The organism is Selenomonas sp. ND2010 (genome assembly GCF_000702005.1).
Classification (GTDB): domain Bacteria; phylum Bacillota; class Negativicutes; order Selenomonadales; family Selenomonadaceae; genus Selenomonas_A.
Window position 1 is genome coordinate 1 of the sequence record NZ_JNKI01000030.1, and the last position, 24,403, is coordinate 24,403.

Here is a 24,403-nt window from a genome sequence, read left to right on the forward strand (position 1 = left end):
AGCCTTGACGTTCCGCGTGAAGCAAGAAATTTTTGCCTGCGTTCTCGTTGGAAAAGCAGTTTCGTCCAAGCGAAGCGCGTTTAACTGTTTTCCAACTCTTAATTAAAGGCAAAAATTTCTTGTAGCGGGTTGTCACCGGTGGAGCGTTGGTACTGGGGCCCCCGCCGCCGGCGACTTACCTCGAACATGAACTGGGTACTACTCCCCTGCAAATTGTAACTTGCTAAAAATCCGCCAATTCTTTTCGAGTCAGCGGATTCTCCTATTTTACCAACTCCACTGGAGAGAGCACTGCCGCTCCCTGGCTATTGGTAAATATATCTGCTTTTACATGAAACACTTTGGCCAGCATATCGACCGTTAATATATCCTGTGGCGCCCCCTGCGCAATTATCTGGTGATTCGTCAGAACCGCCAATTCATCTGCATATTGCAAAGCGTGATTGATATCATGAAGCACCATGATAACCGTCATGCCATATTGTTCCTTAATATGCGTCACAATCTCCATGACTTCTAATTGATGCGCAATATCGAGATACGTCGTCGGCTCATCCAGCAATAAAAATTCCGGCTGTTGAGCTAACGCCATCGCCAAAAAAGCTCGCTGCCGTTCTCCACCAGAAAGAGTCTGCAACTGCCGGTTAGCAAATTGCTCCACTTTGGTAACTGCCATTGCCCACTCTACCGCCTCGCGATCTTTTTGGGCATTTCCCAAATGAAACCAACTGCGATAAGGAAATCGACCATAATCCACCAGCTGCTTCACCGTAGTATCCACGGGCACTGTCGCGCCTTGCGGAAGGATTGCCAGCTTCTGTGCCATAGCTCGACGGGAAATCGTCCGAATATCAATGCCATTAAGCTGGATACAGCCATGATAATTGCCATTTAAGCCAGCCGTTGTTCGAAGCAGCGTTGACTTTCCAGCGCCATTAGGTCCGATAACGGCAGTCCGTTTGCCCGTAGGGAAAGAAACCGAAAGGTCCTGCAATATTACCTTATGCCCCAATTTTACATTTAGTTTCTCAACAGTTAACGCCATACTCACAGCTCCTTTCTTAGCAGGAACAGGAAAAACGGCGCGCCAAGCACAGCCATGATAATTCCCACAGGAAGTTCCACCGGAGAAAAGGCCGTACGGGCAAAGGTATCACTAAAAGTCACCACTGCCACCCCCAATAACGCACAGGCCGGCAACAGAAAGCGATGATCTGAACCAATCAAAAGACGAGCTGCATGGGGTACAATGAGGCCGACAAATCCCAACAGCCCAACTACCGACACCGCGCTTGCAGCTAGGATTGCCGCTACCGCTGTCAGCAAAATTCTTGTCTTTTCCACCGATAATCCAAGGCCGCGAGCTAGTTCATCCCCCAATTGAAGAATGTTGAGATGCCTTGCCGACAAAATTGCCAGCAACAGCCCCAACAAAGTATAAGGCCAAAGCATTTCCACCTGTGGCCAACTTCTAGCGGATAGCCCGCCTACCATCCACATCAGCGCACTGTGAACCCGATCACTATAAAAAATCATCATCGCAGAAATACCAGCTCCAAAGAAGGCAGAAACCGCCACACCAGCCAAGATAATGCGAATGGGCCGAATGCCATTCTTCCAGGCGAGAATATAAATCATCACAGCAGCTCCCATCGCTCCCACAAATGCTACTGGCGTAATGAGCCAGCTGAGCTCCGGCAGCAACAACATCACGAGTATCCCCGCTAATCCCGCGCCCGACGAAATGCCGATGATATGCGGGTCAGCCAGTGGATTTTTCATAATGGCCTGCAAGATAGCTCCCGAAAGCGACAAATTCATTCCCACCAAAGCTGCCACTAACGTTCGTGGCAAACGAATATTCATCAAAATCTGCTGATGGGTACCAATATTTTGTCCACAAAAAACGCCAAAAATTTCAGCAAAAGGAATCTCCACAGAGCCCTTCATGATACTTATCACACATCCCAGACACGCCAAAACGGCAAATACCACCAAAAGGGATATCCGCCGCTTGGAGATGCGTTCTGCTTCCAGACCGCATCCCGGAATGTTTTGTTCCATTGTTGTCTTCATTATTGGAATACCTCAGGGTAAACACATTTTGCCATCATCTCTACCGCTTCTGGATAATGAATCCCCGGGCTCAACAAAAAGAGATCCTGTGGAAGATAATATACCTTTCCCTCGCGAACAGCGTGCACCGTCTGCCAAGCAGGATTTTTCTTCATCTCCTCATCCATCTCACTCTTGATGGCATCCATCTTCCCCATGCTGGTGACAAAAATCAATTCCGGATTCTGCGCCACCAAAGTTTCAAGACTGTATGGGGCAGCATCAGGATTCTTTTCTAAAGGAGTCGTACCAGCTGCCACATTCTCCCAGCCAAGCATTTTAGCTACGGAGCCAGCAATACTTCCCTCAAGCTGAACAGTCAAGCCCTGATTGGTGCTATGAATGACCGATACCCGCCGCTTGTCCTGCGGAATCTTGTCCCGTACCGCCTGGATTTTAGCATCCATAGCTGCGACCAGCTGCTCGCCTTTATCCTTGGCACCAGTCACCTGTGCCAGAATAGTGACTTCACGCTTGACATCTTCATAGCTCTTCATATCCAGGACCAGCGTCTTGACTCCGTTATTCTCCAGGGCATCGACTAACTTTTCATTCATGCCCTTATTGATGATAACCAAATCCGGATTGCAAGCCAAAACTTTCTCTGCATCGATCTGATAGACTTTGCCAACGCTCGGCAAATCTTTGGCAAATGCCGGCATCTTCGTCTTAGAATCCGGACGCCCTACAACCAGTTTGGCACCATCCACCGCTTCCAACGGTTCCAAAAAAGATGCCGATGTCACTACAATGCGCTCTGGTTTCTTCGCTAAGACTACCTCACGACCCAAATCATCCGTTATCACTGCATAAGCCGCCGAAGTTTCCGAACCGCCCGCATTTGGCGAAGAACCACACCCGGAAACGACAACTGCCATAACCAATAGCATTAGGAACAGGATCTTTTTCATTCCCTACCCTTCCCTTCGTCAGTTTTTCCGCGTCAAAATAGTCGACAAATAATTGAGTTTTTCTCCCTTGTGCTTTTCAATATCTCGGATGATTTTCTCATCGGAAAGTCCTGCACGGCTGACGAGGACAGCCTGTTTGGCCATATCATTTTTAACCAGCATATCGGTGACCTCATCAAAGTTTTTATAAACTTTCATCAAAACCACATTATCTGCCGCCTGTACTGCCTTTTCCACTTTTTCTGGTGGTGCTGTTGCCGGCACGATGCTAAGCACGTCATCTCCTTCGACAATGGGATACCCCATAAGACTACCAATTGCCGCAAAGGCTGGAATTCCCGGAATCGTCTGGATTTCAATATTCTCATGTTCTAACAGCCGATACACATAAATATATGTACTATAAAACATCGGATCTCCCAACGTCAGAAAAGCCACATTTTTACCTGATTCTAACAGGTCAAGAATTTCTCTTTTGTTTTGCTCCCAGGCCTCCGTGCTGTTTTCGGCAAATCCTTTAACCATTGGAAATACCTGATAGACAATCTCCACATCATCCTTCAGATATGGTTGGGCAATGGAAAGTGCCACACTGCCATCCTTCTTCTCTGTCTTGGGCGCAATCAAAACATCCACCTTCTCAATGGCTCGAATTGCCTTCACGGTCAAAAGTTCCGGATCACCAGGGCCTACGCCAATTCCATAAAAAATACCACGCATATCTACAGGTACCTCCAAATTTTTCGTAAATTCTTGCTGCGTCTATTACACATGACAAAATTTTACACCTGTTGATAACCTATGTCAAACACCGTCCATGACAATTCCCCAGCAATACAAAAAAGCTGACCGGTCAATAGACCAGTCAGCTTTTATAAACCCATCACTTGAGCATTGCGAGCATCGTACCAGCGGCAACAGCCGTTCCGATAACCCCAGCTACGTTCGGGCCCATAGCATGCATGAGCAGATAATTGCCCGGCTTAGCTTTCATGCCAACCATTTGGCTGACACGAGCAGCCATTGGCACAGCCGACACGCCTGCCGAACCAATCAACGGATTGATTTTCCAGCCGGAAACACGGCACATGATTTTGCCGAACAAGACACCACCAGCTGTTCCAGCAATGAAGGCGACAAGCCCCAAGCCGATAATCATAAGCGTCTGCGGAACGAGGAAGTCATGTGCGTTCATCGTCATACCAGTACCTGTTGCCAGGAAAATCGTAACAATGTTGCACAGTGAATTTTGCGCCGTATCGGAAAGGCGATCCATAACACCAGATTCACGGAACAAGTTACCGAGCATCAAGCAGCCCAACAGTGACGCAATTGGCGGCAGCAACAGGCTGATGACAATGGCAGCAACGATGGGGAAGCAGACGCGCTCGAACTTCGTGACCGGACGCAACTGCTCCATAGTGACTTCACGCTCTTTCTGCGTCGTAAGCAGCTTCATGATTGGCGGCTGAATCAGCGGAACCAACGACATATAGGAATAAGCCGCTACAGCAATCGCGCCCAAAAGGTGCGGCGCCATCTGAATGGAAAGATAAATAGCCGTCGGGCCATCAGCACCACCGATGATACCAATAGCACCAGCCTCCTGCACGTTGAAGCCCAGAAGCATTGCACCAACGAGAGCAACGAATACACCGATCTGAGCAGCTGCGCCCAAGAGCAGCGTAACAGGACGAGCGAGCAACGGACCAAAATCCGTCATCGCGCCAATCCCCAAAAAGATAAGCGGCGGGAAGATTTCATTGGCAATACCGTAATGGATTGCCTGCATAAGCCCCGGCTCCTCCAAAAAGCCCGTGCGCGGGAAATTAGCCAGGATGCAGCCAAAGGCAATCGGGCCTAAGAGCAACGGCTCGAACTCTTTGACAATTGCCATATAGAGAAGTACCAAACCGACCAGAATCATGATTCCATTGCCGGCCTCAAAAGCCGAAAAACCACTGTCAGCCCAAACAGCCTGCAGGGATACGACGAATGCATTTAAAAGCTCCATGATAATTCCTCCTTCCCTGCCTTACGACCGACGATTCGACAAACGCATACGGCCCGAATTCTTCCAACCCTCACGCTGAATTGGACGAATGGCACGAATCTGCTCAACGCCATAACCATAACTGGCAATTGCCGCAGCGATAACAGCCACAACCTCTGGAGAAATCCCCTTCTCATCAGCAGCTGCTTCCGCCACCGGAGCCGGCTCTACTGCCGCCGGTTCAGCTGGCAGCACTTCTTCCCGCTTCGTTTCCTTTGGTCTCGTCGGGTCAATCATATGAATCAGATTAATCACAAGTCCCAATGCGGTCAACACTAAGAATACGACTGTCATGTTAATCAACATGATAATTAATGGATTAGTAGTTACTGGATGTGACATAAACTCACCTCATTTAGATTTGGGCTATAATGCCGAATATTAGGTAACCATAGTTTTATTATAAAGGAATTTTCGCAAAATAAAAATATTTTTATTGAATTTATATAATAGCCTAAAGTTATCCGAAAATTCCTCTTATTTTAACCATCCACTAAGTTCTAAGGCCTTTTGTGCCTTCAAAACATAAAGTTCGCGAAACGACAGATATTCACCAAGGCCCTGCAGCCTGGTACGAACCGTAAAACCAGCAGCAATCAGCTGACTTTTCCAGGAAGACTCTGTCTCCCCAGCCATATCTCGAGTCACATGGCTGCCCCCCGCCAGGAGCAGCGGCGCCAATAAGACTTGCTGGGCACCGCACTGCTGCAAACGGCGGATAACCATCGGAAGATTGGGCGTATCCGATGGCTCAAGCACACCAATATGAACCGGCAAGTGGCATTCATCTACCACTTGCTGGAACCGTTCATAAACAGGATTGTGTCGATGTGGGGACCCGTGTCCCAAAAACACCAGCTGCTCATTCTCCCCCAAGGAAAATTCCGGTAGGATTGCCGTCAACACCGCACGATAGTCCGCCGCCGAATCGAAGATTGGCCGTCCGACAATAAGCCCATCGGAAAACCAGCTCTTAGCTTCTTCGGCAGCTGCCATTACCTTGCCATCGAATTCTTCACCAGGCGTTAAATGAGAGGGCTGAATCAACACGCGAGAATACCCCTGCTCTGCCAAACGGGCAAGCATTTCGGGCAATGACGAAATTGACAGCCCCAGTCCGTTTAACCGCTTGCGGATAAAATTTGACGTATAACACTGAACGACATCAAATGCCGAAAAGCGTTCTGCTAGCAGTTCCGCTGCCGCATCCAGACTGGACTGACGAGCTCGTGCATCACTGACACCAAAGCTGGCAAAAACCAGCGCCTGTTTTGGAACGCTCAATTTTACCCCTGCTCTTTCTTGACAACATCGGCGATGCGATGGCAGATAACATCGAGCTGCGACTGATCCGGACCTTCAGCCATAACACGAATCAAAGGTTCCGTACCAGACGGACGGACCAAAATGCGGCCATCGTTGCCAAGTTCTTTGTTGCCTTCGGCAATCGCTGCCTTGATGGCTTCATTTTCCTCCCAGCCTTCTTTCGTTGCCACCCGAACATTTACGAGGAGCTGTGGATAAGTCGTCATCAATGCCGTGAGCTCCGATGCTTTACGGCCGCTACGTTTCAAGGAGCTTAATACTTGCAGTGCCGTAATCGGGCCATCCCCTGTCGTTGCATAATCCGAGAAGATGATATGTCCAGACTGCTCGCCGCCAATTTTATAACCATTTTTCATCATGTTTTCCAAGACATAACGGTCGCCAACCTGCGTGATTTCTACTCGGCCGCCAGCTTCTTTGATTGCCTTGTGGAAGCCAATATTTGCCATAACCGTGGAAACGACGGTATTGTACGGCAATGTGCCCTTTTTCATCATATCCTGTGCACACATGACAAGAATATGGTCTCCATCGATAATCTGGCCCTTTTCATCCACGCAAAGCGTACGATCCGCATCACCATCATGAGCAATACCAAAGTCCGCGCCATTTTCGAGGACGGCCTTCTGCAGCGACTCCATATGCGTGGAACCGCAATTGTCGTTGATATTCACACCATTCGGCAGCGCATGGATAACTTTGACCTTCGCCCCTAATTCGCGGAGGATACGCGGCATAACCTGGTACGAAGCACCATTTGCGCAATCCAAAACGATTTTCATGCCATCGAAACGCTCCGAGCAAGTGCTCATGACGAACTCAATGTACTGATTCAACAAGTCCGTACGATACTCGATATGACCGATTTTGTCCCCAGTCGGACGAGCAAGATTATCATCATTTTCCAGCTGATGAACGATTTCTTCCAGTTCATCCTCAACAGCATCCGGCAGTTTGTAGCCATCCCCACCAAAGAACTTGATGCCATTGTCATGGAACGGATTATGAGATGCCGAAATAACGATACCAGCTTTTGCCTTATGGCGGCGAGCCAAATACGCAATGGCCGGTGTCGGGATGACACCTGCCAGCATTGCCCGTCCACCAGCCGAGCAAATACCTGCCGTCAGGGCAGCCTCAAACATCTCACCGGACAGACGGGTGTCGCGGCCAATAATGATAAGCGGCTGCTCTTCGGATTCCTTGCCAAAGTAAATCGTAGCAGCACGCCCCAGGCGATATGCCATCTCCGGCATCAAAACCGCATTTGCCTCTCCACGGACACCATCCGTACCAAATAATCTTGCCATTAGTATATCCTCCTATTTCTCAATAAGAATTTTCTAAATTCGTATCAACTCTTAATAGTATGCACATTTTTGCTTAAAAATGCAAGTGCGGCTTTCATGCCATCCACAGCAGCACTCATAATGCCTCCTGCATAGCCGGCGCCCTCTCCCATCGGATACAGCCCCGGCGCAGCTTCTGCCATAAACGAATCGCGATCACGGCGAATACGGCATGGTGCTGAAGAACGTGCTTCAATGCCTGTCATCACTGCTCCCTCGTTGGCAAATCCCGGAATCTTTCGGTCAAACCAAGGCAGAGCTCCCGCTAATGTCTTTGTCATAAATTCCGGCAGAACGTCATGAAGATCCACCGCCTTGACCCCAGGCTGATAAGTCGGTGTTGTCAAAAACTGCGTCGAACCTGAAGTGCCACCCAAAAAATCACCAACCGTCTGAACTGGCGCAAAGTAATTGCGCCCCCCCAAATCAAAAGCCATCGCTTCTAGTTTATCCTGCAGCATCATACCGGCTAAGACTTCTTGGCCAAAATCATCGGGCCCCACTTGCACCAAAAGCGCCGAATTAGCAATCCCTGAGTCGCGATGATAATTGCTCATGCCATTAGTACAGACATGACCACGCTCTGACGTCGCCGCTACGACTTGCCCTCCCGGACACATGCAGAAAGAATACGCACCACGGCCTGTCACTGGATCCTTATAAGTCAATGCGTAATCCGCCACTGGCAGGCGCGGATGGCCAGCATCTTCGCCATACTGCGCCCGATCGATAAATTCCTGTGGATGCTCAATGCGCACGCCCATTGCAAACGGCTTGGCCTCCATAGGAATCCCCTTGCTAAGCAACATGCGATACGTATCACGGGCCGAATGGCCGATCCCCAGGAATACCGAATTTGCTTCGAACCGCTCCTCACCATTGACAATTACTGCTTCCATAGCACCAGCGGCATTTCGTTCCAAATCGGTAACCTGACAACCGAAACGCACCTCCCCCCCCAGGCGGATAATCTCCAACCGTATATTTTTAACAATGCCTCGCAATAGATCTGTCCCAATATGCGGTTTGTGCAGATAGCGGATTTCCTCTGGTGCTCCTGCCTGAATAAATGCCTCGATAACATCTGCCATATGACTATCATTAATGCGTGTTGTCAATTTGCCATCCGAAAAGGTACCCGCACCACCTTCGCCGAATTGGACATTGGACTGAACGTCCAAGGCACCGCCCTGCCAAAACTTTTGAATATCGTTATGTCGCGTATCCACATCTTGGCCGCGTTCCAAGACTAATGGTTTAAAGCCAGCTTTCGCTAACGTCAACGCGGCAAACATCCCCGCTGGACCAAAGCCAACCACCACCGGTCGTTTTTCTTTTTCCGAATAAATCCGCAGTGCCGGTGCAGTAGAAAGTACCGGCTTTATAAGCTCTACATTCTTATCCCGCTTCAAACGCTGCAGAACCTTTTTTTCCGGTTCCGTCACCGTTACATCCAGCATATAAACAAATTGCACGGGGGCACCACGATAGCGTCTTGCATCTACAGCCTTACGCACAATTACCACCCCAAGCACGGCCTGAGGTGGTAATTTCAAGCGTCGGGCTGCAAGTTCTTCCAAGCTGGACTCATCGTCAAATGCCACCTGAAAATTTCGTATCCGAATCACTTGTAACCTTCACTCCATTATATTATCTTTTTACTCTTTCTTCTTTTCCTTTACCAAGAGATGTACTACGACCTCCTGATTGGTAACGGCAATCCCTTCCGGCAGAACCAGTTTGACCGTACGATCCGTATTTCCGGTTACTCCCGCTAGTGAAATCTTCTCCGTCATCAGCGTATCCACGCCAGCAATCGCCTTTTCATTGCCAGCGATCTCAATCTTCAACGGGTCCACCTTCGAGCCAACGAATTCATACCCCTTGCCTAAATCATCGGCAATCGACGCCTGGACCGTGACAATTTTCTTCATAAGGCCGCGTGCCATCTGAATCGAAACGTACATCTTGGACGGTTTTACCACAACCTCCTGCACTTCACGGCCCTCGGCATTGATGGCTGTCATCGGAACCTGAATGTCAAAATCGCTGTCATTCTTCCCAGTAAGTCCGATATAGCCGATAACCCGATCGACTTCATTGACAGCCGATTCCGGTCCCTCAACCACCACTTCTGAACTTGCCTGGCTTACTTTCGCTACCGCCACACCTGGTGCTGGTGCGCCATTGACATTGACAATAGCCCGAACCTTGCGCTCCACAATACGATCCAGTGTCACCTCAACCGTTGACGGCTTCTCATCGACAACTTCAAAGCCCTGAGGAGTATCCACTTGAACTTTGTAGGCTTTCTTGCCACTTTCGGCATCTTTCAAATCAACATACGCCTTGAAGTCCTCCGAATTGGTCGTGACAAACAAGGACCTTGCCCCACGAACTTTAACCTTGACGGTCCCGTTTTCCTGTGAAATCTTATACCCTTCCGGCACATTTTTCAACTTAATCTGTACATTATAAGTCCCCTCGATTGCCGGATTCTGGTCATTCATGACATAGCCCCAAAGGACAACCGCCACGACAAGTGCCACGATTTTCGCAGCCAAATTATGTTGTATCATATGGCGAAGGCTTGAAATCATCTTTTCTTCCTCCAATTCCGAACCATATCTTTGATGCCGGCATCCGGTGAAGCAAAGGCCGGCATCAAAATGGCCTTGAGCGTCTCCACATCAAGGTGACGGATAATATGACCATTTTCCGCAACAGAAATCGTGCCTGTCTCTTCACTGACCACCACAACGAGCGCGTCACATTGCTCCGATAACCCAATTGCTGCCCGATGACGCGTGCCCAGCTCCGTAGAAAGCGTGCGATTTTCCGTCAGCGGCAACAAGCAACCGGCGGCAATCAGACGATTGCCGCGAATGACAGCTGCCCCATCATGGAGGGGCGTATTGACGATAAAGACATTCAAAAGAAAATCTGCCGTTATGAGTCCATCAATCTGAATACCAGTCGCACTGATGTCGTTAAGCCCCATATCGCGTTCAATGACTAACAATGCACCAGTCTTCGTAGCCGAAAGCTGCTTGACCGCCCTTGTCAGCTCATTCACCACCGAACGAGCCTGTTCATCATTGAGTAACGCTGCCGTTCCAAAGAATGTTCCCTGACCAAGATGCTCAAGTGCCCGGCGAAGTTCCGGCTGAAAGACGATTGGCAATGCCACGAACAACAACGTTACCGCTTTTTGCAACAGCCAAGAAATAACATGCAGTTCAAACCAGCTGCAGACCATCGTAAGGGCCAACAAAACAAGAACACCCTTCACCAGTGTAATGGCCCGGGTATCCTTCAGCATAACATAAATTTTATATAAAATGGCAGCTACAATCAAGATGTCAATCAAATCGAACCAACCAATCGTCGATAAGATTCCATGAAATTGTATCGGCATTGTAATATCAAACGGCATATATAAAACTCCCCATTGTCGTATATCATTCTATCTAAAAAACTATTCGAGTTCTTTCCATAGAAATCCTTGTTACCGTCAAAAAATTTTAATCCTAAATTCTCAAAATTAGCTGAAAAAAGGTCTGCTGTTCAAACAGCAGACCTGCATCGGCAAAAACGCCCTTATTTGATTTCACGAATCCAGCCTTCCGGCGCTTCAATCGTGCCAATCTGAATTCCACGGAGTTCCTGATAAAGTTTCGTAAGCACAGGCCCCATCTTTTCCATGCCGCTGGGGAAACAAATCTCCTCGCCATGGTTGACCACTTTGCCAACGGGGCAAATAACAGCAGCCGTACCGCAAAGACCGGCCTCAGCAAAATCTTTGAGTTCCGTGAATTTGACCGGACGATGCTCAACCGTATAACCCATTTTTTCTGCCAGCGAAACCAACGAACGACGTGTGATAGACGGCAGAATCGAATCAGATTTTGGGGTAACGATCTTATTATCCTTGGTAACAAACAGGAAATTAGCGCCGCCAGTCTCCTCAACATACGTCCGCGTTGCTGCATCAAGATACATGTTTTCATCATAACCGTTTTCATGGGCCAAAATATACGGATACAAACTCATCGCATAGTTAAGCCCCGCTTTGATATTACCAGTACCATGGGGAGCAGCACGGTCGTAGTCACTAACACAAATCGTAATCGGTTTTACGCCGTTCTTGAAATAAGAGCCCACTGGCGTACCAAAAAGACGGAACTGATATTCATCCGACGGCTTTACGCCAATAACCGGCCCCGTGGCAAAAAGATACGGACGAAGGTACAAAGCACCACCTGTTTCATACGGCGGAATCCAATCCTTATTCGCAGCGACGACCTGATCTACTGCCTCCATAAACATTTCCTCGGATACCGGCGGCATCTCCAAACGCTTTGCCGAATCGATCATGCGCTTCGCATTCATATCCGGGCGGAAGGTCACTACTCTGCCATCCTTCGTTTTGTACGCTTTGAGACCTTCAAAAACCTCCTGGCAATACTGCAGGATACCAGCACACTCATTGAGGACTACATTAGCATCTTCCGTGAGTTCACCTTTCCCCCACTTGCCATCTTTGTAGTTCGCTACATAACGTTTTGTGATTGGCTGATAAGCGAATCCAAGATTCTCCCAGTCAACGTTTACATTTGCCATAGTAAAGCCCCTTTTCTTTCATCAAAGTAACTTTATTTTAGCCCCGCCCTGTACAGTTGTCAAGTTGTAAACCGACTTTTTTCTTTTCCCTGCAATATTTTTGAAAATGCAATCCGTTTTGAAAAGACATTTGTTCTGTCAGACTTGCTGATTCTTACGAAGCAACTGGCGTGCTTCCGGTATTTTTTCCCGAATATCGGAGGCAACCAAGCCTTCGCCTTTGTCTGCATAAGCGAGATCGCCTGCCAAGCCATGCAAGTATACCCCTAGCATCGGTGCCAACGCACTTTCCGTCTGCATCATCAGTCCAGCAACAGTACCAGCCAAGACATCCCCAGCCCCCGCTGTTGCCATACCAGGATTTCCCTTTGTCGTAAAGAATACATCGCCATCCGGATAAGCAATCAGCGTACATTCGCTCTTTACTACGAATACACTCTGGTATTCAGCGGCCGCCTCCCGGACAATGGGAACCAACGACTCGCGAAGCTCCGGAACCGTAACGCCCAAAAGTCCAGCCATCTCCCCAAGATGCGGAGTCAGCACGGGCACCTGTTGCATCTTGCATAAATCATCGGGCTGACGCTGGAATGCAAAAATCGCATCAGCATCCAGAATAAGCGGCTTCGTAACTTTCGACGCAAAAATCCGGACCAATTCCTGCGTGCGGTCTGCCCGGCCCAATCCTGGCCCAATTAACACGGCATCATAAGCTTCCGCCAGTGAAAGCAGACACGAAAGAGCCGCTTCGCCACCTAACACACCATCCTCCGTTTCCGGAACAGGTATCGTCATAACCTCTGTCAGCTTAGCTTCCACCACCGCATGAACACTCTGTGGAACGGCCAACGTGACCAAACCTGCTCCAGCCCGCAAGGCAGCACTTGCGGCCAAAACAGCAGCACCGGTCATCCCTCGCGAACCTGCTACCACGAGAATCCGGCCGCAGGTCCCCTTGTGAACCGAACGGGGGCGTGCCGGCAGCAATTCCGTTGCGACGGCATCGTCAAGCAAATTCTGCTTAATCTGGTTTCCTGACAATAGGTCATGAGGAATGCCTATGTCATCCACCAGTAATTCTCCAGTCATATCTGCGCCAGGGCTTAGCAAATGACCAATCTTCGGAAGCCCCAAAGCCAATGTCATATCCGCTTTTACCGCTACGGTCGAAATTTTCCCTGTATCTGCTTCTACACCGCTAGGTATATCGATTGCCAGCACAGGACAGCTGGCATTGTTTAATTCTTCGATGATCCGCAGATTTTTTTTGCGCAATTCCCCTTCAAATCCTGTTCCGAGCATTCCATCCAGCGCACCATCCGCAAACTTCAACGCAAAATGCAAACGATCCCAATCCCGATCACTTTCCAACGAATGCATTTCAATGTTCATCGCATTGAGCGCACGATACATGACCATAGCCGCTTCAGAAAAATGCGTGTCATCCCCCGCTAAGAACACTTTTACTTTTGCACCCATATTTTGTATATGCCGAGCAGCGCAAAGGGCATCCCCGCCATTATTGCCACTGCCTGCCAACACACATATCGTCTTTCCGGCCACCCCTTTTATGAGCGTCGCCAAAGCCTCTGCCACTCGATGACCTGCATTTTCCATCAGCACCACTGCCGGCAGCCCATATTGTTCGAGCGATACTTTGTCGATTTCCCGCATTTCCTTGCTTAACGATACCTTCATTTCTTTCCCTCCATCACGCATTGCGCTGTAGCATATTCTTTCGTATGGCTCAGCGAAATCCAAACCTTCTCAACCTTTTTCTCGCAAGCGAGCTTGGCAAAATGACCAGTCAATTTGACTTGCGGGCATCCCAAAGCATCCGGCAGGATTTCAATGTCCTGCATCGTTCCCTCACGAAGTCCCGTACCAAAGGCTTTGAGTATCGCTTCCTTTCCCGAAAACCGTGCCGCATAGCTTTGCACCCGCTGCATCCCACGGCCTTCGCAGTATTGCCGTTCTGCTTCCGTATACACGCGTTCGCAGAACCGCGGATTATTTATCGCCTTTTTTACACGGCTCACTTCCACTATATCTGTTCCAACGCCTAAAATCAAGCATACTCCTCCTTATCCTATTGCACAAAAAAGCCGGCCTAAAGGCCGGCTTATAAATCAATATGTTGTCCCTGTCATCGAACTGCCCGCCGCGCCATTTGTAGCTGGAATGTTATTGGTTGTGCCACTAGTTGGCATACCATCTGCACCAGTATCTGGCGAACTCGTCTGTTTGCTAGGATCCTTTTCATCCGGATTAAACCGATAATTGCGCGCAATAAAGATTTCCACACGACGATTCTTCGTGCGACCCTCGTCCGTTGCATTGTCAGCAATCGGGCGATATTCGCTATATCCAATAGCACTGAATCTTTTCGGATTAAGACCGGAATTGCTGGCCAGCAAAGCCTTCATAAAATTAAGCGCACGCGCAGAACTCAACTCCCAGTTGGAAGGGAATTGACTATTGCTGACTGGCACATTATCCGTATGACCAGACACCACTACCCGCTCCGGCACTGAGGAAAGGATTCCTGCAACCACTGGTACTATAGACTGTGCCTGTCCAGCTAACGTTGCCGACCCGGAGGGAAACAGGGCCCGTTCCTTGATACGGATCATAAGTCCCTGTTCGTTAAGCTCCGTGCTCAGCTGATCATCCAGTTTATTCTGCTCGATGTATTCCTGCATCTTTTTCTGGATTTCCTCGAGCTGCTGATTTTCCGCCAGATAAGCATGGTTACCCTTATCTTCATCGGATGGCATCTCTGCTCGACGGCCCATATTCGGTCCCATCTGGTTGAAAAAAGAAGGACCACCCATATTAAAAGCCGAACTGAAGGCCTGCGACAACTCTGACATCTTCTTCTGGTCCGTCTGCGAAATAGCGAACAGAGCGATAAAGAGTGCCAGCAAAAGCGTCATGAGGTCAGAATACGGCAGGAGCCAAGGCTCGCCTTCATGCTCTTCATGAGGCGCTGCATGTTTCTTTCTAGCCATCAAATCACTCCTTCTTCAGCCCTTCACGCTCGGACTGCGGGATGAATACCATAAGCTTAGCCTCAATCTGCGTCGGCGAATCACCAGCCTGCAGAGAAAGGATACCTTCAATGATCATACGTTTTTCGCTGACCTCTGCCTTAGACAGCAATTTCAGTTTATTGGCCATCGGCAGATAAACAACGTATGCAGTAAAAATACCGAGAATCGTAGCAACAAATGCTGCAGCGATAGCATGACCCAATTTGTTAACGTCGTTCAAGTTACCCAAAGCTGCGATAAGACCGATAACGGCGCCCAATACACCAAGGGTAGGAGCATACAGACCAGCCTGCTCCAACATCGCACGTCCTTCTGCATGACGTTCCTGCATGACCGCCAACTCAGCATCCAAGACATCCCCGACAAAATCCGGATCCATACCATCAATAACCATGCTCAACCCGGTACGAAAGAACGGATCATCAATGTCTTGAACTTTACTCTCCAACGCCAGAATACCTTCACGACGAGCAATCTGAGACAGCTCAATAAAAAGACTCAAGAGCTCTGCCTTCTCATGAAGAGCTGGTTTGAAGAAAACCATCTTAACCAAACCAGGCAGCTTTTTCAGCTGATTCATGTTGAATGCCGTAAACAAGCAAGAGAAGGTACCGCAGATGATGATAAGAAATGCGGCTGGGTTATTTAATGAGCTGATCGGTGCGCCCTTGATGATCATACCCACAAATACGGAGATAAGACCGCCTACCGCACCTATGACAGTTGAAATTTCCAAAATAATAGCCCCCCTAATTTTTCCGTAAATAAACAGGAAACGATTCCCGAATCACATTACATCCTTATGTCACATACTTATATATTCCATGTCCAGCGGAAAAATCCTACTGAACCACTTTAAAAATATTTTTTTATTTTCCATAATAAATTTTTGTTATCTTATCATATATTCGTGAAAAGTATGATATAATAAAAACCGAATAAAACTAGTTTATAGAGAAAGAAGCGATACTATGGAATTACGACAACTTGAATATTTCCAGATGGCAAGCCGTCTGCGGAATATCACCAGAGCTGCCGAGCGACTGCGAGTTTCGCAGCCCAACATCACCGTAGCGATAAAAAAATTAGAAGCCGAACTCGGCATTCAGCTCTTCGACCGCAGTCAAAAACAATTGTCTCTAACCCCAGAAGGAGCCGTCTTCCTCAACCGGGTCGAACTTGCGCTCCGCAACATTCAGGATGCTGTTCTTGAAGTCAACGACTACAAACAGCTCCAAAAAGGTACCATCAAAATTGGCATCCCACCCATGATGGGAGCATATCTCTTCCCAAAAATCTTCTCGAGTTTCCAGCGCCAATATTCCCATCTTGATATCTTCATGCACGAAGAAGGTTCGATGTCCATCCGTGAGCAGTTAGAACAGGACGATCTCGATTTCGGTATTATCATCATCTCCGGCGCTTCAAATCATCTGCAACTTCTCCCTATGTCCAAAAACCAGGTCGTGTGCTGCGTACCGGAGAACAGCCCGCTGGCTAAGAAAAAAAGCATTTCGCTGCAGGACATCACCGATACGAACGTTATCATGCTCAAAGAAGGTTCCTTCCTGCGTCAGACTATTCTTTCCAAAATGAAAACCGAAAACATAACGCCAAACATCGTTCTGGAATCCAACCAAGTCATTACACTCAAAGGCCTTGTTGCCAATGGCGTTGGCGTTGCATTCCTCTTAGATATGGTAGTCGAAGACACGCCAGGTGTCAAGGCAATCCCTCTCGCCGATCCAATTTTTGTCGATGTCGGTCTTGCTTGGAAAAAGGACCGTTATATTTCCAAAGCCGCACAATCCTTCATCGACTTCTGCAAAGACCTGCTCAAACAGAAACGCGAAGTTTAAAGGCAAACAAAAAGAACGCATCCACGGATGCGTTCTTTTTGTTTGCCTTTATGCGCTTATGCCTTTAACAGAGGAACCGTTAAACTGCCCGTCGGCATGAGAATATAACTGGGGTCTTTTCCCACGTACTGCTCGGCCAGCTCCAACGCTTCTTCCACACTGTCAACAGCCCCAGCAAACAGCATATCTTTAGCCAATTGTTTGTCCAGTCCTGTAACCAGGATGAAGTGCGCTTTCTTCGAAAGACGCGTGATCGCATACGCTTTGTTGGCACCAATAACGAAGCGTTCTTTAAGTTTTGCTTCGATTGCGTCAGCAGTCTTCAATTCGCGACAAGTCTCTTCGAGTACCTTGCTGCCACTTCCCTCTTCACATTCAGCCAACAGGATAACCACACCATCCTGACGGGTGGCCAACACGGCATTGTCCATAGTTTTCTGCATCTGATAGACATTGATGTCTTTCGGATAACCACCACAGCTGACAATCGTGACGTCGGCCTGCTTGGAAATCGGCACACCATATACCTCATCAACAAACTTACATGCCTCTTGATGTGCCTTGATATAATCGCCAGCAAATATTTTCAAGAAACGATGTTCCGCATCGAGAATCGCATTGAACAAAATTACGCTGCGTCCCTTTGCCCATAGAGCAACACCTTCCATCTGGTCCTCATAAACCGGATTGCCAATTGTCCGCCCCAGTCCAGCATTTGGGTCCATCATAAAGCTATGATTATTTCTTACCGTCTCCATCGCAGCACATCCAGGCAAAACAGCCTTGCGTCCACCACCATAGCCACTAAAATAGTGATGAACAATCGTTCCTGTTAGGATAACATGATCACTATGACAAATGTGCTTATTGATAAGTACAGGGGTAAAACGGCTGGTAGTACCAAAATACTCAAAATCCGAAGGAACATTGCAATCACTATTGAACATTTTGATACGTTTCGCTACTTCCTCGCCGACACCCTCTGCCATCTCCTCTTCCGTCATCAGACGATGCGTTCCCAGCGAAAAGACAATTTGCATGTTTTCATCGGGAACGCCTAATTTGTTGAACTCATTGACTAACACAGGCATGAAATCAAAGCTGTTTGCCACCCGCGTCGGATCATTACAGATAAAAGTGACCGTATCTCCCGGTTTGATAACCTCATTGATAGGTGCCTGACCAATCGGATTGTAAATGGCATCGAGCACTGCCTGCTTTACATCAACCAGTGGCTCCACAGCCGGCATCTCGATCTCTTTAATTACTTTTGACTCATCGAGTGAAAAGGATTTAGTCCCGTGACCATAATGGAACGTATACTCTTTCATCAAGAAATCCCCCCATACAAGCGAAAAAGATGACATCAGCAAATGTCATCTTTTTCTTTAACCTCTGCTAATGATTAGTAGAGAATATGTGCAATTACGAAACCAACGCAGCAGCCCGTGAATACGCCGAGAAGTCCCGGAATCATGAAGCTGTGGTTCAAGATGTACTTACCAATCTTCGTCGTACCAGAACGGTCAAAACCAATGCAGGCCAGGTCAGACGGATAAGTCGGCAGGAAGAAGTAACCATAAATTGCCGAGATGAAGGAAATGATGATTACCGGATCGGTACCAATTCCCAGAGCCATCGGAACGACAATGGATACTGCAGCTGCCTGCGAGTTAACAAGTTTCGAAGTAAAGAACGCAATCAGCGCATAAGCCCACGGATAATTCTGTACAGCCGAGCCAAGAACTTCCTTGAGGAATGCCATGTGGTTGGAGAAATACGTATCTGCCATCCAGGCAACACCATAAACGGAGATAACAGCTACGAGACCAGAACGGAATACCTGGCTGTTACCAACATCTTTCGCCTTGACTTTGCAAGTGAACAGCATGATTGCACCCATGAGGAGCATGATCATCTGGATAACCGTCGTCATCGAAATCGGCTTCAGAACACCCTTAGCATTAGGGAATGCCGGCAGCAGCTGCGGGCAGTTACCCAGGATAGCAATAACCACGATACCGATGAGGAAAATGTACATCGAATGATAGTACGAAGACGGCATATCTTTGCCGATGAGGCTTTCCGAATCACCATAAACATATTCTTTAGCCTCTGGATCTTTAATGAGCTCCTGGAATTCCGGATCATCAGCCAACTCTTTACCACGACGATAGCTCCAAAGAGCGGCCACAACAACACCGCAGAACGTAGCCGGAATGGAAACCATGAGCAGGTTCAGAACCGTATACGGCAGGCCTGCAGCCGTAAAGAAGCCAATGAAACCAACGAGCGCAACAGATACCGGGGAAGCACTGATACCCATCTGCGAAGAAACCGAAGCAACAGCCATCGGACGCTCCGGACGAATGCCCTCTTTGATTGCGATATCATAGATGATCGGGAACATCGTGTAAACAACGTGACCCGTACCGCAGAGAATCGTCAGGAACCAAGTCGTAAGCGGTGCATAAAGCGTGATACGTTTCGGATTACTGCGCAGGAACTGCTCCGCATACTTCAGCATAACGGTAAGACCGCCAGCGGTCTGCAGGAAGCCTGCGCAAGTAACAACCGCCATGATGGTAAGCATAACACTTACTGGAGGAGTACCCGGTTTATAACCGAATACAAACGTGAAGATAATAAGACCTATTGCACTGACAACAGCCAGGCCGATGCCGCCATGACGCACGCCCACCACTAAGCATGCCAGCAGCACCAGGAAACCAAGAAGCATTTCCATAGTGAAATCTCCCTTCCTAAAAAAATAAAAACATAAACTCTTCTGTGCCCATCTCCTTACCTAAGCCGCAAACATAAATATAAATTATTTCGAGCATAGATAAGAGTGACACACAACCCAGATGGATTGTATTGGATTCCCCTTGGCATACTAATTCGTCATACCTAATAAAATTCCTGCTAACACAAAAAAAATATGATTAACTATTCTGAATCGTGCCAATTACAATACAATCTCCCTGAACCCACGCTATATTATACTAGAGACCATTTTATAAGTAAACACTATTTATTATAGAAATATTTAATAATTATTGTTATTTATTATATATTAACCCACATTAATCATCATCCGCAAAACACCTGCAAAGCCGTTCATAAAGAAAAAATATTTTTTTGTTTGCTATTGAGAATGCATATTGATATGGTATAATATGCTAAAAAGTTATATTAGAAGTCATACTATTCAGGAGGTATTGTTTATGGCAACCATTAACGATAACTATCTAAAATTAGCCGGCAGCTATCTTTTTGCGGAAATTGGCCGCCGAGTCGCCGCATTTAAAGAAGCGAACCCTCAGGCCGATATCATCCGCCTGGGCATCGGTGATGTCACTCAACCGCTGCCAGCTGCCTGCATCGAAGCTATGCATAAAGCCGTTGATGAACTTTCTCACGCGGAAACCTTCCGCGGTTACGGCCCGGAACAGGGCTATTCCTTTTTAACCGACGCAATTATTGAAAACAATTATACCAAGCGCGGTATTTCCATTGATTCGGATGAAATTTTTGTTAGCGATGGTTCCAAGAGCGACTGTGGCAACATTCAGGAAATCTTTGGCCTCAACAACAAAGTTGCCATCACAGATCCCGTCTACCCAGTTTACCTTGATACCAATGTTATGGCGGGCCGTACTGGTACCCTGCAGGCAGATGGTCATTTTGAGGGCGTCACCTACCTTCCTTGCGATGCCAGCAACAACTTTGCACCGGCACTTCCCAAAGAGCATGTGGATATGATTTATCTCTGTTGCCCGAATAACCCAACGGGCACTACGCTCTCCCGTGCTGAGCTGAAAAAATGGGTTGACTATGCCCGTGAGAATCAGTCGGTCATTCTCTTCGACGCTGCCTATGCTGCTTATATCACAGAAGAAGATGTCCCACGTTCCATTTACGAAATCGAAGGCGCCAAAGACGTTGCTATCGAATTCCGTTCCTTCTCCAAGACGGCTGGCTTTACTGGTACGCGTTGCGGTTACACCATCATTCCGAAAACTGTTAAAGGCCGCGCTGCCGATGGAACTCTTGTCGAGTTCAACAAGCTCTGGAATCGCCGCCACACGACAAAATTCAATGGCACGGCTTATATCGTTCAGCGCGGTGCTGCAGCAATCTATACACCGGAAGGACAGCAGCAAGTCAAAGAACTCGTTGGCTATTATATGGAAAATGCCCGCATCATCCGCGAGGGCCTCGAAGCTGCTGGTATCACGGCTTACGGTGGTGTCAATGCCCCATACATCTGGCTCAAGACCCCCAATAACATGTCCTCTTGGGATTTCTTCGACAAACTCCTCACGGAGGTAAATATCGTCGGTACTCCTGGAGCAGGTTTTGGTCCTTGTGGCGAAGGATATTTCCGTCTCACGGCATTCGGCGACCGTGAAAACACCCTTCGCGCTGTCGACCGCATCAAAACGAAACTTCGCTTCTAATCACTACTAACAAAAAAATTATGCCCCGTTGACTCAACCAAAAGTCAACGGGGCATTTTGTGTCTTTAATGAAAAAATAGATTAATTACCCACCATACAACAATGCCGACCCCAGCCAATACTAACATAAGCGGTCCCAGCACGAAGATAACGAAAGCCGCAATTGCCAACAACGTAAGGATAATCGCGATGCGGTTAACCCAGCTGATACGGCCAAATAACAAATCCTTCCAACTCAGAGTCTGAAAGACGATATGGTCGGTATGCTTTATCTTTTCTTCTTCTCTGCCTGTGCTCTCATCAATGGTAATACCATCATAATCGTTGGATTCCGAATCCGACATAACTCTTACTTCTGGTTCTTTTTCTTCCATGCACAGTACCTCCTGCTATACCGATAGGTTTATTCAAAATACATCGATCGGATAAATCCCTCTTCGGACAAATAACGCGGGTCAAACAACGAACAGCCAAGTTTCTCTCTCATATCCACCATGCAATTCAATACGTCATCCATCGCAGCTCCCAAGAAACTGACGATTTCCGGCAAACTCGATAGATCCGTACCATTTATCTCAGCAAACTTCAACAACGCTGCCGTAATGAGAATCGAAGGATTCATCTCCCGATACGGACATCCAGATACCGCACAATAATCTTCAAACAAACGAAGCACCAACTTAGCGGAATATTGACTCATACCAAATTTTATGGCGAAATGATGGAGTGCTTCCCGATCATGCTCGGGTATTGCCAAATCAACCGCCACCTCTTCCGCAATTGTTTCCACAGGCGTTGCATGAACCACCTTAAGCTGTGCAAAACGTGCCAAAATGTTCAAGGCATGACGGACAGCACCAGCTTCACGACCCAAAAACTCTTCCATCGTTGCCTCCGGCGCCTGACATTTGAAGAGTTCATATTGCTTCATAATTTCCGATTTCATCCGCTTCTGCAATTTTTTGCTGGCAGGAAGCACCGTAACATAATTTAGCATCATGACACCCTTGCGATGGATATGTCCATACAACAGGCATTCCTCTACTTTATCATCCAACAAGATCGGCATCGGCAAATCCAGGATTTCATCCGTCAATAGGTTCCGGCAGGAAACAAAATCGACATCGAAATATTCAATGGAAAACACCGAAAACTTTGCCTGCATTAAATCCAGCAGAATATCTCGCTCGGAAGGCGAGAGATTCTCTTGTTCTTTCTGGTAAAAGAGGTGTACTGGCGTTTCATCCGAACTCAACAGATGATAATCGAATAGGAAAAAATCCCAAAAGCTTAGCCAAAAAGCCCGTGCCTCTTCATCGGAAAGATCATCGCCCAAATCCGTTACATCCGGCCCTACATACATCATAACAGCCCGGTCTAAATCCATTTTGTATTTGGGTTTGCGAAAAAAAGCATCCATGCGATGAAGAAGGCCGTCCATCAAAGCATTGAGTCGCTGTATCTCTTCATCCGAAACATCTTCCCGATGCTCTAAGGAGCTGTAAAATTCATCAGCGGAGCGGCGAGGCGGCATACAAAATTGTTTTCCCTTCATAAACGACGCCTTTACGACCTTCATGAACGTGGCTAAATCATCAAACTTACCATATCGATGCAGATACGCATAAAACTCTTCCAAAATCGTCAGCAGATGCATAACAGATCCTTCATTCAACGAAAAGTCACGATCTTCCTGCTGATAACGATATACAAGTTCTTGATAATCATTCACCGTCAGTGAACTCAACGAATAAAGATCGAGTTGCTCTACATAAACGATAACCAGCGAAATAATTGTCCATACTTCTTTCAGTTCATCATCAGTAACCCCATGCCAAGCTTTCCGGCGCAGGTATTTTTCTACAACATCCTGTGGCAAAATCATATCGAGAGCGGACTTTCCCTCATAAAAATGTTCTACCAAAGAATACACATTTTTCATAGATTCGAAACCCCAAAATTAATTATAGTCACAAAAGCTATTATATCATAAGCAATAAAAAAAAGACACCCACAAACGCAGATGTCTTACGTTAACTGGCAACTCCCTATCCTCCCAGTCCGTCTCCAGACAAGTACTTTCGGCGTATATGTGCTTAACTACTGTGTTCGGTATGGGAACAGGTGGAACCACATAGCTAGCGTCACCAGATATTCTTTGAATGAACTATGTCCACTCAAAACTATACAGAAGAAAATGTACTTACGAACTATTCTAGGATGAATTACTTTTAAAGGAAACTCGCTCGCTACGCTTTCGCTTCGCTCGGAGTAAGCGACTCGTAAAAGTTTGCGCGTCACTTCGTTCCTTCAAACTTAACTCGCTGCTTAAGTTAAGCCCTCGACTTATTAGTATTGGTCCGCTGCATGCCTTACGGCACTTCCACTCCCAACCTATCTACCTTGTCTTCTTCAAGGAGTCTTACTAGATTAACTCTATGAGATACTTCATCTCGAGACGGGCTTCACGCTTAGATGCTTTCAGCGTTTATCCCTTCCGGACGCAGCTACCCAGCTATGCTTCTGGCGAAACAACTGGTACACCGGCGGTCCGTCCACTCCGGTCCTCTCGTACTAGGAGCAGCCTCTCTCATGTATCTTACGCCCGCGATGGATATGGACCGAACTGTCTCACGACGTTCTGAACCCAG

22 protein-coding genes and 2 rRNA genes are annotated in these 24,403 nt (G+C 47.6%); 2 read left to right on the forward strand and 22 right to left on the reverse strand.

Annotated features, from left to right (window positions below; translation table 11 throughout):
• Positions 1 to 262: 262 nt before the first annotated feature.
• From T504_RS0110225 to motA, 16 genes are all read right to left on the reverse strand, one after another.
• Positions 263 to 1,045 (reverse strand): ABC transporter ATP-binding protein, encoded by a 783-nt coding sequence (locus T504_RS0110225; protein WP_081823430.1) that lies wholly within the window; start codon positions 1,043 to 1,045, stop codon positions 263 to 265.
• A gap of 2 nt (positions 1,046 to 1,047) precedes the next feature.
• Positions 1,048 to 2,064: a FecCD family ABC transporter permease gene (locus tag T504_RS0110230; protein WP_051635327.1), complete on the reverse strand. Its 1,017-nt coding sequence runs from the start codon at positions 2,062 to 2,064 to the stop codon at positions 1,048 to 1,050.
• 11 nt (positions 2,065 to 2,075) lie between these two features.
• Positions 2,076 to 3,026 (reverse strand): ABC transporter substrate-binding protein, encoded by a 951-nt coding sequence (locus tag T504_RS0110235; protein ID WP_033170989.1) that lies wholly within the window; start codon positions 3,024 to 3,026, stop codon positions 2,076 to 2,078.
• 18 nt (positions 3,027 to 3,044) lie between these two features.
• The gene (cobI, locus tag T504_RS0110240) at positions 3,045 to 3,746 is read right to left on the reverse strand and encodes a precorrin-2 C(20)-methyltransferase (protein ID WP_033170990.1); all 702 of its coding nucleotides are present in this window, start codon (positions 3,744 to 3,746) and stop codon (positions 3,045 to 3,047) included.
• 163 nt (positions 3,747 to 3,909) lie between these two features.
• Positions 3,910 to 5,040 (reverse strand): sodium ion-translocating decarboxylase subunit beta, encoded by a 1,131-nt coding sequence (locus T504_RS0110245; protein WP_033170991.1) that lies wholly within the window; start codon positions 5,038 to 5,040, stop codon positions 3,910 to 3,912.
• Positions 5,041 to 5,061: 21 nt separating this feature from the next.
• Positions 5,062 to 5,421 (reverse strand): OadG family protein, encoded by a 360-nt coding sequence (locus T504_RS0110250; protein WP_033170992.1) that lies wholly within the window; start codon positions 5,419 to 5,421, stop codon positions 5,062 to 5,064.
• 135 nt (positions 5,422 to 5,556) lie between these two features.
• The gene (locus T504_RS0110255) at positions 5,557 to 6,363 is read right to left on the reverse strand and encodes a sirohydrochlorin cobaltochelatase (protein ID WP_033170993.1); all 807 of its coding nucleotides are present in this window, start codon (positions 6,361 to 6,363) and stop codon (positions 5,557 to 5,559) included.
• A 2-nt stretch (positions 6,364 to 6,365) separates the two neighbouring features.
• Positions 6,366 to 7,715, reverse strand: coding sequence for a phosphoglucosamine mutase (gene glmM, locus T504_RS0110260; RefSeq protein ID WP_033170994.1), 1,350 nt, complete (start codon positions 7,713 to 7,715; stop codon positions 6,366 to 6,368).
• A 44-nt stretch (positions 7,716 to 7,759) separates the two neighbouring features.
• Entirely contained in the window at positions 7,760 to 9,382 is a 1,623-nt protein-coding gene (locus T504_RS0110265) for an NAD(P)/FAD-dependent oxidoreductase (protein ID WP_033170995.1), read from the reverse strand.
• 30 nt (positions 9,383 to 9,412) lie between these two features.
• A complete protein-coding gene (locus T504_RS0110270; protein ID WP_033170996.1) occupies positions 9,413 to 10,354 on the reverse strand; it encodes a CdaR family protein in 942 nt (313 codons plus the stop codon).
• On the reverse strand, positions 10,351 to 11,190 hold the full coding sequence (gene cdaA / locus T504_RS0110275) for a diadenylate cyclase CdaA (RefSeq protein ID WP_033170997.1): 840 nt from the start codon (positions 11,188 to 11,190) through the stop codon (positions 10,351 to 10,353). Before cdaA ends, T504_RS0110270 begins: the two co-directional genes overlap by 4 nt.
• A gap of 164 nt (positions 11,191 to 11,354) precedes the next feature.
• The gene (locus T504_RS0110280; protein ID WP_033170998.1) at positions 11,355 to 12,377 is read right to left on the reverse strand and encodes a branched-chain amino acid aminotransferase; all 1,023 of its coding nucleotides are present in this window, start codon (positions 12,375 to 12,377) and stop codon (positions 11,355 to 11,357) included.
• 138 nt (positions 12,378 to 12,515) lie between these two features.
• Positions 12,516 to 14,075, reverse strand: coding sequence for a bifunctional ADP-dependent NAD(P)H-hydrate dehydratase/NAD(P)H-hydrate epimerase (locus T504_RS0110285; protein ID WP_033170999.1), 1,560 nt, complete (start codon positions 14,073 to 14,075; stop codon positions 12,516 to 12,518).
• Entirely contained in the window at positions 14,072 to 14,449 is a 378-nt protein-coding gene (gene acpS, locus T504_RS0110290; protein ID WP_033171000.1) for a holo-ACP synthase, read from the reverse strand. Before acpS ends, T504_RS0110285 begins: the two co-directional genes overlap by 4 nt.
• 57 nt (positions 14,450 to 14,506) lie before the next feature.
• The gene (locus T504_RS0110295) at positions 14,507 to 15,388 is read right to left on the reverse strand and encodes a flagellar motor protein MotB (protein ID WP_033171001.1); all 882 of its coding nucleotides are present in this window, start codon (positions 15,386 to 15,388) and stop codon (positions 14,507 to 14,509) included.
• A gap of 4 nt (positions 15,389 to 15,392) precedes the next feature.
• A complete protein-coding gene (gene motA, locus T504_RS0110300) occupies positions 15,393 to 16,166 on the reverse strand; it encodes a flagellar motor stator protein MotA (protein ID WP_033171002.1) in 774 nt (257 codons plus the stop codon).
• Between the two features lie 235 nt (positions 16,167 to 16,401).
• On the opposite strand from motA, the gene T504_RS0110305 reads away from it, so the two are divergent.
• A complete protein-coding gene (locus T504_RS0110305; protein ID WP_033171003.1) occupies positions 16,402 to 17,289 on the forward strand; it encodes a LysR family transcriptional regulator in 888 nt (295 codons plus the stop codon).
• Between the two features lie 56 nt (positions 17,290 to 17,345).
• Here the strand turns inward: T504_RS0110305 and larA are convergent, their stop codons facing one another.
• On the reverse strand, positions 17,346 to 18,620 hold the full coding sequence (gene larA / locus T504_RS0110310; RefSeq protein WP_033171004.1) for a nickel-dependent lactate racemase family protein: 1,275 nt from the start codon (positions 18,618 to 18,620) through the stop codon (positions 17,346 to 17,348).
• 74 nt (positions 18,621 to 18,694) lie between these two features.
• The gene (locus T504_RS0110315; protein WP_033171005.1) at positions 18,695 to 20,035 is read right to left on the reverse strand and encodes an anaerobic C4-dicarboxylate transporter; all 1,341 of its coding nucleotides are present in this window, start codon (positions 20,033 to 20,035) and stop codon (positions 18,695 to 18,697) included.
• 481 nt (positions 20,036 to 20,516) lie between these two features.
• Between T504_RS0110315 and T504_RS0110320 the strand changes: the two genes are divergently transcribed.
• Positions 20,517 to 21,752 (forward strand): LL-diaminopimelate aminotransferase, encoded by a 1,236-nt coding sequence (locus tag T504_RS0110320; RefSeq protein WP_033171006.1) that lies wholly within the window; start codon positions 20,517 to 20,519, stop codon positions 21,750 to 21,752.
• Between the two features lie 65 nt (positions 21,753 to 21,817).
• On the opposite strand, the gene T504_RS0110325 is transcribed toward T504_RS0110320, so the two are convergent.
• The 4 genes from T504_RS0110325 to T504_RS0110340 all read right to left on the reverse strand — a co-directional run.
• Complete coding sequence (locus T504_RS0110325; RefSeq protein WP_033171007.1) at positions 21,818 to 22,126, reverse strand: hypothetical protein; 309 nt, start codon at positions 22,124 to 22,126, stop codon at positions 21,818 to 21,820.
• 29 nt (positions 22,127 to 22,155) lie between these two features.
• Complete coding sequence (locus T504_RS0110330) at positions 22,156 to 23,694, reverse strand: hypothetical protein (protein ID WP_033171008.1); 1,539 nt, start codon at positions 23,692 to 23,694, stop codon at positions 22,156 to 22,158.
• A gap of 93 nt (positions 23,695 to 23,787) precedes the next feature.
• Positions 23,788 to 23,904, reverse strand: a 5S ribosomal RNA gene (rrf, locus tag T504_RS0110335).
• Positions 23,905 to 24,081: 177 nt separating this feature from the next.
• Positions 24,082 to 24,403, reverse strand: a 23S ribosomal RNA gene (locus T504_RS0110340); the annotation flags it as partial.